Raw genomic sequence first — 1,008 nt, forward strand, 5'->3', positions numbered from 1 at the left:
GGTCAATCGTGGTCGACCGGACCGACAGTTTCGGGCGGGCCGCCAGCGTTGCGAACGAGGGTTTAGAACGCATGACGAACGGGCGTGTCGTGGGTGTTCGATATCGGCCGATTCCGAACACCCCGCAGAGGAACGCGGAACGGGCCCGCCATCTGCTCTCAACGAGAGATAGCGGGCCCGCGGTTGGTGGTCGTTAGGGCCTCGTCCACACGTCGATTCCTACTTTGGCCAGGTTGTCGAGGGATTCGGCAATGCTGACCAGTGCAGCAGCCTGGGCGAGTTGAGCTTGCTGCACCTTGGTCTCGAGCGGGAGCGTGCTGTTGTCGTCCGTGGCCGTCTCGAGCCACGCTTTGGCGTCCTGCAGCGTGGGCGAGATCTTGGGGCGGTTCGCGGTCATGACTGCCCTCACCGGTCCTTGTAGCGAGGGTCGGTGCCCATGGCGAGCAAGTAGCGCAGGTCGGTCTTCCACTCGTCGCCGGCGCCGTAGTTGTCTCGGTCGACCTCTCCGCCGGCGGTGGTGAGATCGGTGACGAGCTGGGTGAGCTGCCCGATCATGGCCTCGGTGGAGTCGGAGGCCTTCGTGTTCTCCTGGCGGGCCTGCAGGGCGTCGGTCAGGGCCTCAAGGATCAGGACGACGTCGTCGAAGTCGGCGGCGTTGATGATGCGGGGCGCCGTGTCGGGATCGATGACACCCTCGGGCCGGCGCAGTGGGCGGTAGAAGGCTTGGAATCGGTCACTGAGGGTTGGGTTGGCGATCTCACCGAGTTGAGTGCTCATGCATCGAGTGTGACCCGGGACACGGGGTTTCCCAATCCGCTGAGAGCGAACAGGCGTTCGAGCCGAGACCAGGGTCAGAAACGGCGAAGCCCGCCATCTCCGGTGAAGGAGATGGCGGGCTCGCCGGTCTAGATCAGCCGCCGGCGTTGGTCAGCTGCCGTTCTCGGTGATCGTGGTGTTCGGGTGCCGCCGGGCGGTGCCCTTGGTCACGTACCGACCGGTGATCGCGCT

The 1,008-nt window shown here is 65.3% G+C and carries 2 protein-coding genes; both read right to left on the reverse strand.

The features are described from left to right. Nucleotides 1-193 precede the first annotated feature (193 nt). Entirely contained in the window at nucleotides 194-397 is a 204-nt protein-coding gene (locus ACFV9G_RS30075; RefSeq protein ID WP_378733177.1) for a hypothetical protein, read from the reverse strand. Nucleotides 398-405: 8 nt separating this feature from the next. Next, nucleotides 406-777, reverse strand: a complete 372-nt coding sequence (locus tag ACFV9G_RS30080) for a hypothetical protein (protein WP_378733179.1) — start codon at nucleotides 775-777, stop codon at nucleotides 406-408. Nucleotides 778-1,008: the final 231 nt, after the last annotated feature.

It is taken from the genome of Nocardioides sp. NPDC059952, from assembly GCF_042730435.1.
Lineage (GTDB): Bacteria > Actinomycetota > Actinomycetes > Propionibacteriales > Nocardioidaceae > Nocardioides.

What these genes read in the sequence shown, in the direction of transcription:
- ACFV9G_RS30075 (WP_378733177.1), bottom strand. Translation starts at nt 397, where the DNA reads ATGACCGCGAACCGCCCCAAGATCTCGCCCACGCTGCAGGACGCCAAA.
- ACFV9G_RS30080 (WP_378733179.1), bottom strand. Translation starts at nt 777, where the DNA reads ATGAGCACTCAACTCGGTGAGATCGCCAACCCAACCCTCAGTGACCGA.